Origin of the sequence: Curtobacterium sp. B18 (genome assembly GCF_000333375.1) — a bacterium.
Classification (GTDB): domain Bacteria; phylum Actinomycetota; class Actinomycetes; order Actinomycetales; family Microbacteriaceae; genus Curtobacterium.
Genome location: NZ_BACZ01000339.1, coordinates 1 through 6,719, shown reverse-complemented (window position 1 = coordinate 6,719; position 6,719 = coordinate 1). Strand labels below are relative to the sequence as shown.

Annotated in this window: 4 protein-coding genes; 2 read left to right on the top strand and 2 right to left on the bottom strand. The window is 71.7% G+C overall.

Annotated elements, in window-relative coordinates:
* Nucleotides 1-1,536, top strand: a 1,536-nt coding sequence (locus I5E_RS09275; RefSeq protein ID WP_022906732.1) for an AMP-dependent synthetase/ligase, incomplete at its 5' end; no start/stop codon positions are given.
* 291 nt (nucleotides 1,537-1,827) lie between these two features.
* Here the strand turns inward: I5E_RS09275 and I5E_RS09270 are convergent.
* Together I5E_RS09270 and I5E_RS09265 are read right to left on the bottom strand one after the other, a co-directional pair.
* A complete protein-coding gene (locus I5E_RS09270; RefSeq protein ID WP_022906731.1) occupies nucleotides 1,828-2,331 on the bottom strand; it encodes a peptide deformylase in 504 nt (167 codons plus the stop codon).
* Nucleotide 2,332: 1 nt separating this feature from the next.
* Nucleotides 2,333-5,743 carry a pyruvate carboxylase gene (locus I5E_RS09265; protein WP_022906730.1) on the bottom strand — a complete coding sequence of 1,137 codons (3,411 nt, stop codon included), beginning with the start codon at nucleotides 5,741-5,743 and terminating at the stop codon, nucleotides 2,333-2,335.
* A gap of 60 nt (nucleotides 5,744-5,803) precedes the next feature.
* Between I5E_RS09265 and I5E_RS09260 the strand changes: the two genes are divergently transcribed.
* Nucleotides 5,804-6,616, top strand: coding sequence for a ParA family protein (locus tag I5E_RS09260; RefSeq protein ID WP_031262009.1), 813 nt, complete (start codon nucleotides 5,804-5,806; stop codon nucleotides 6,614-6,616).
* The last annotated feature ends 103 nt before the right edge of the window (nucleotides 6,617-6,719 follow it).

The following is a 6,719-nucleotide window of genomic DNA, read 5'->3' as shown; positions in this document are numbered from 1 at the left end:
AGCTCGCCCGACCAGGTGCGCTGGATCCTCTCGGACTCCGAGGCCGTCGCGATCATCGTCGAGCAGGAGGAGCACGCACGCCGGGTGGCGTCGATCGCGCCGGACCTGCCGCACCTCGGCCAGCACTGGACGATCGACGGCGGCGGCCTGGACGACCTGGTCCGCCTCGGCGAGGACGTCACCGACGCCGAGCTCGACGCGCGCACGGTCGACGTGCACGGCCACGACGACGCCACGATCATCTACACCTCGGGGACGACGGGCCGGCCGAAGGGCTGCGTGCTCCGGCACGACAACTTCACCGCGACGGTCGAGGGCGCGTCCGAGGCGATGCCCGAAGTCGTCGCCGACGGCGCCTCGACGCTGCTGTTCATCCCGATGGCCCACGTCTTCGCGCGGTTCATCGCGGTGATGTCGGTCTCCGCCGGGGTCCTCGTCGGCCACGAGCCGGACACGAAGGACCTCATGCACGCGGTCTCGACGTTCAAGCCGTCGTTCCTGCTCGCCGTGCCGCGTGTGTTCGAGAAGATCTACAACTCGGCCGAGCAGAAGGCCGACCTCGGTGGCAAGGGTCGCATCTTCCGGGCCGCCGCGAAGACCGCGGTCGCGCACTCCGAGGCCCTCGCGGCGGGCAGGGTCCCGCTCGGCCTGGCGCTCCGCTTCAAGCTGTTCGACCGGCTCGTGTACGCGAAGCTCCGCGACGCCATCGGTGGACGGGTCCGCTACGCCGTGAGCGGCTCGGCGCCGCTCTCACCGCGCCTGTCGCACTTCTTCCGGTCGATCGGGGTGCTCATCCTCGAGGGGTACGGCCTCACCGAGACGACCGCACCCGCCACCGTCAACCGGGCCGGTGAGCTCCGGATCGGCAGCGTCGGCCGTGCGCTCCCCGGGGTCGAGATCCGCATCGCGGACGACGGCGAGATCCTCATCCGCGGCGTCGACGTGTTCGACCGCTACTGGCACAACGACGAGGCCACGGCGAAGGCGCTCGTCGACGGGTGGTTCCGGACCGGCGACCTCGGTCGGCTCGACGAGAACGGCGTCCTGACGGTGACGGGCCGCGCCAAGGAGCTCATCGTCACGGCGAGCGGCAAGAACGTCGCGCCGGCGCCGCTCGAGGACGGGATCCGCGAGCACCCGCTCATCGGCCAGGTCGTCGTCGTCGGCGAGGGCAAGCCGTTCGTCGCCGCCCTCGTCACGCTCGACCGCGACATGCTCGGCGGCTGGTGCGAGGCCCGGGGCATCTCCCCCGCCCTGTCCGCCCACGAAGCCGCCTACGACGAGCGGGTGCACCAGGCCGTCCAGGAGGCCATCGACGCCGCGAACCAGCGGGTCTCACGGGCGGAGTCGGTGCGGTCGTTCACGATCCTCGACACCGAGCTCACCGAGGCGTCCGGGCACCTCACGCCGAAGCTGACGATCAAGCGCCAGGTCGTGCTGCGGGACTTCGCCGCCGACGTCGAGCACATCTACTCGGGGTCGAAGGTGCAGACCACCGCGACGCCCGTCGTCGAGGGGCGCCGTCGGCGGGGCTAGGGCACCAGCGCAGGCCAGGAGGCGCGGTGGGTGCGGGGTGCGGTCCGCGACCGCGCGGGATCAGGCGTCCTGCGGTTGCTCCGCTGCGGGGGCGTCGAGGACGGCCGTCGAGGAGGTCGTGACCTGGACCTCGGTGGCGCGGCGGTTGGTACGGGTCCGGTGCTAGCTGAGATCGTCGTCCTGAGCGATCATGGGGGTGTCCTGGGGGGTGTGGCGTACGACATCGGTGGGAAGCCGACGGCTATACGGTACCCCCTCGTCAGGCCCGGACGACAATCCCGCGTTGGGGTGTCAGGGGAACCATTCCTGCGCGCGGATGTCACGGAGTAGCCGGCGGCGGACGTCCGGGTCGAGCGTCATCACGTAGACCGTGCGGTCGAGGTGGTCGACCTCGTGCTGCAGCGCCTCGGCCATGAGCCCGGTGCCCTCGAGCACGACCTCGGCCCCGTCGACGTCCACGCCGCGGACCTTGGCGTACGGGGACCGCCGGGTCGGGTAGGACAGCCCGGGCACCGACAGGCACCCCTCGTCCATCAGCTCCGGCTCCCCGCCGACCTCGACGATCTCGGGGTTGAGGACGTAGCCGACCTCGCCGTCGACGTTGTACGAGAAGGCGCGCACCCCGACACCGATCTGCGGGGCGGCCACGCCGGCACGACCGGGTTCCTTGACGGTGTCGATCAGGTCCTGCACGAGGTCACGGATGCCCTGGCTCCCGACGGCGTCCGGACGGATCGGGTCGGCCGGGGAACGGAGGACGGGGTCGCCGAACAGGCGGATGGGACGGACGGTCAATTTACTGCAGCACCACCAGGAGGTCGCCGGCGTCCACCTGCTGGGTCGCCGGGATCGCGAGACGGCCGACGGTCCCCGCGACGGGTGCCGTGATGGCCGCTTCCATCTTCATCGCCTCGATGCTCGCCACGGCCTGACCGGCCTCGACGACGTCACCGACGGCGACCTTGAGCGTCACGACGCCGGAGAACGGCGCCGCGACGTGCTTCGGGTCGGTCTTGTCCGCCTGCTCGGCGGCCTTCGTCTCGACCTCGATCGACCGGTCACGGACGTACACCGGGCGGAGCTGCCCGTTCATCGTCGCCATGACCGTGCGGACGCCGCGGGCGTCCGCCTCGCCGATCGCCTCGAGGCCGACGAACAGGTCCACGCCCTTGCCGAGCGGCACGACGTGCTCCTGCCCGGGACGCAGGCCGTACAGGTAGTCGACGGTCGGGACGACGGAGAGGTCGCCGTACTGCTCGCGGACGCGCGCGAACTGCTGCGTCGGCTGCGGGAAGAGCAGGCGGTTGAGGGCCTGTCGCCGTTCGGGACCGGGGGTGTCCAGGTGTGCCCGCTCGGCGTCCGGCACCGGCGTGACCTCGAGCCGCACCTCGCGCCCCGCGAGCACCTTCGAGCGGAACGGCTCGGGCCAGCCGCCCGGCAGGTCGCCGAGCTCGCCGGCCATGAAGCCGACGACGGAGTCCGGGATGTCGTACTTCTCGGGGTGCTGCTCGAAGTCGACCGGGTCGGCGTCCACCGCGGCGAGCTGCAGTGCGAGGTCGCCGACGACCTTCGACGACGGCGTCACCTTCGTCGGGCGACCGAGGATCCGGTTCGCCTCGGCGTACCAGTCCTCGACCTGCTCGAACCGGTCGCCGAGGCCGAGGGCGATGGCCTGCTGGCGGAGGTTGGACAACTGGCCGCCCGGGATCTCGTGCTTGTACACGCGGCCGGTCGGCCCGGGCAGCCCGGACTCGAACGGGGCGTACGCGCGCCGCACGGCCTCCCAGTAGGGCTCGAGGTCGCCGACGGCGTCGAGCGACAGCCCCGTGTCGCGCTCGGTGTGCGCCAGGGCGGCGACGAGCGCCGACATGCTCGGCTGGCTCGTCGTGCCGGCCATCGGCGCGGCCGCGACGTCGACGGCGTCCGCACCGGCACGGGCCGCGGCGAGGAGCGTGGCGAGCTGCCCGCCCGCCGTGTCGTGCGTGTGCACGTGCACCGGCTGGTCGAAGCGCTCCCGCAGGGCGGTGACGAGCTGCTCGGCCGCGCCGGCGCGGAGCAGGCCGGCCATGTCCTTGATGCCGATGACGTGCGCACCGGCCTCGACCATCTGCTCCGCGAGGCGGAGGTAGTAGTCGAGCGTGTAGAGGTCCTCGGACGGGTCGAGGAGGTCGGCGGTGTAGCAGAGCGCCGCCTCGGCGACGGCCGTGTCGGTCGCGAGCACGGCCTCGAGCGCCGGACGCAGCTGGCTGACGTCGTTCAGCGCGTCGAACACGCGGAACACGTCGACGCCCGACGCGGCGGCCTCGGCCACGAAGGCGTCCGTCACCTCGGTCGGGTACGGGGTGTAGCCGACCGTGTTCCGGCCGCGCAGCAGCATCTGGATCGGGATGTTCGGCATCGCCTCGCGGAGCGACGCGAGCCGCTCCCACGGGTCCTCGCCGAGGAACCGGAGCGCGACGTCGTAGGTGGCACCGCCCCAGGCCTCGACGCTGAGCAGCTGCGGCGTGAGCCGGGCCACGTACGGCGCGACCGCCACGAGGTCCTTCGTGCGGACGCGGGTGGCCAGGAGCGACTGGTGGGCGTCGCGCATGGTCGTCTCGGTGACGGCGAGCTCGGTCTGGCCACGGAGGGCCTTCGCCCACTCCGCCGGGCCGAGCAGCCGGAGCCGGTCGCGCTGCCCCTCGGGCACCGGGGCACCGAGGTCGATCGTCGGGAGCTTCTCGCTCGGTTCGACGGTCTGCGGGCGTCGCTCGCCGTTCGGCTTGTTGACGGTGACGTCGGCGAGCCAGTTCAGCACCTTCGTGCCGCGGTCCTTCGAGACGTGGCCGCCGAACAGCTGCGGGCGCTCCTCGATGAACTTCGTCGAGATGTCACCGCGGTCGAAGTCGGGGTCCTCGAGCACGGCCTGGAGGAACGGGATGTTCGTCGAGACGCCGCGGATCCGGAACTCCGCGAGGGCACGCTTCGCCCGGGCGACCGCCGCCGGGAAGTCCCGTCCGCGGCAGGTCATCTTCGCGAGCATCGAGTCGAAGTGCGGGCTGATCTGCGCGCCCGTCGCCACCGTTCCGCCGTCGAGACGGACACCCGCGCCACCGGGGCTCCGGTAGGTCGTGATCCGGCCGGTGTCCGGTCGGAAGCCCTGGGTCGGGTCCTCGGTCGTGATGCGCGTCTGGAGCGCCGCACCGTGGACGCGGACGCGGTCCTGCGACAGGCCGAGGTCGGCGAGGGTCTGCCCGGCGGCGATGCGCATCTGCGACTGCACGAGGTCGACGTCCGTGACCTCTTCGGTGACGGTGTGCTCGACCTGGATGCGCGGGTTCATCTCGATGAAGACGTGCTGGCCGGCCCGCTCCCCCTCGGTGTCGAGCAGGAACTCCACCGTGCCGGCGTTCACGTAGCCGATCGACCGGGCGAAGGCGACGGCGTCGCGGTGCAGTGCTGCGGCGATCGACGGGTCGAGGTTCGGCGCCGGGGCGATCTCGACGACCTTCTGGTTCCGGCGCTGCACCGAGCAGTCCCGCTCGAACAGGTGGATCGTGCCGGCGTCGGTGCCGGTCGCGTCGGCGAGGATCTGCACCTCGATGTGGCGCGGGCGGATGACGGCCTGCTCGAGGAACATGGTCGGGTCGCCGAACGCACTGTCGGCCTCGCGCATCGCCTCCTCGAGCGCCGCGCGGAGCTCGGGCTTCGTCTCGACCCGGCGCATCCCACGCCCGCCGCCACCGGCGACGGCCTTGGCGAACACCGGGAAGCCGATCGCGTCGGCACCGGCGAGGAGCTCCTCGATGTCGCGGCTCGCCGGGGTGCTCGCGAGCACGGGCACGCCGGCCGCGACCGCGTGCTCCTTCGCGGTGACCTTGTTGCCCGCCATCTCGAGCACGTGCTCGCCCGGGCCGATGAACGTGATGCCGGCCGCGGCCGCGGCGGCGGCGAGCTCCGGGTTCTCGGACAGGAAGCCGTACCCCGGGTAGATCGCGTCGGCTCCGGACTCGCGCGCGACACGCACGATCTCGGAGACGTCCAGGTAGGCGCGGACCGGGTGCCCGCGCTCCCCGATCAGGTACGCCTCGTCCGCCTTCAACCGGTGCAGGGAGTTGCGGTCCTCGTACGGGTAGACGGCGACGGTGCGCGCACCGAGTTCGTACGCCGCGCGGAACGCACGGATGGCGATCTCGCCACGGTTCGCGACCAGGATCTTGTCGAACACGAGGTCCCTTTCAGCCCGGGTTGAGGTGAGACAACCCTACTGGCGGTAACGTTGCTGACCGTGCATGTACTCAGCGTGAGCTCCCTCAAGGGTGGTGTCGGCAAGACGACGGTGACGCTCGGCCTGACTTCGGCCGCGTTCGCCAAGGGACTGCGCACGCTGGTGGTGGATCTCGACCCGCAGTCGGACGTCTCGACCGGCCTCGACATCAACATCTCCGGGCACCTCAACGTGGCCGACGTCCTCGAGAACCCGAAGGAGAAGATCGTCCGTCAGGCGATCGCCCCCTCGGGCTGGACGAAGGGATCCCAGGGCAAGATCGACGTCATGGTCGGGTCGCCCTCCGCGATCAACTTCGACGGGCCGCACCCGTCCATCCGCGACATCTGGAAGCTCGAAGAGGCCCTCGCGAACGTCGAGCAGGACTACGAGCTCGTCCTCATCGACTGCGCGCCGTCGCTGAACGCCCTGACCCGCACCGCGTGGGCCGCGTCCGACCGTGTGACCGTCGTCACCGAGCCCGGCCTGTTCTCCGTCGCCGCCGCCGACCGTGCCCTCCGTGCGATCGAGGAGATCCGTCGCGGCCTCTCCCCCCGCCTGCAGCCCCTCGGCATCATCGTGAACCGTGCCCGCGTGCAGTCGCTCGAGCACCAGTTCCGCATCAAGGAGCTCCGGGACATGTTCGGCCCGCTCGTGCTCTCGCCGCAGCTGCCCGAGCGGACCTCGCTGCAGCAGGCGCAGGGTGCGGCGAAGCCCCTGCACGTGTGGCCGGGTGAGTCGGCGCAGGAGATGGCGCGGAACTTCGACCAGCTGCTCGAGCGCATCATGCGCACGGGCAAGATCGGCCCGTACGCCGAGGGCGGCGCAGCCTAGGGCGCTCCGCCTGCGCGCGCGGGGGCGGCGCGGCCGCGCGGTGCGTTCCGCGTGCGGCGCGCGCGGCTTCGCCGAGCGGGCCTTCTTCGTCACGCTCGGCGAC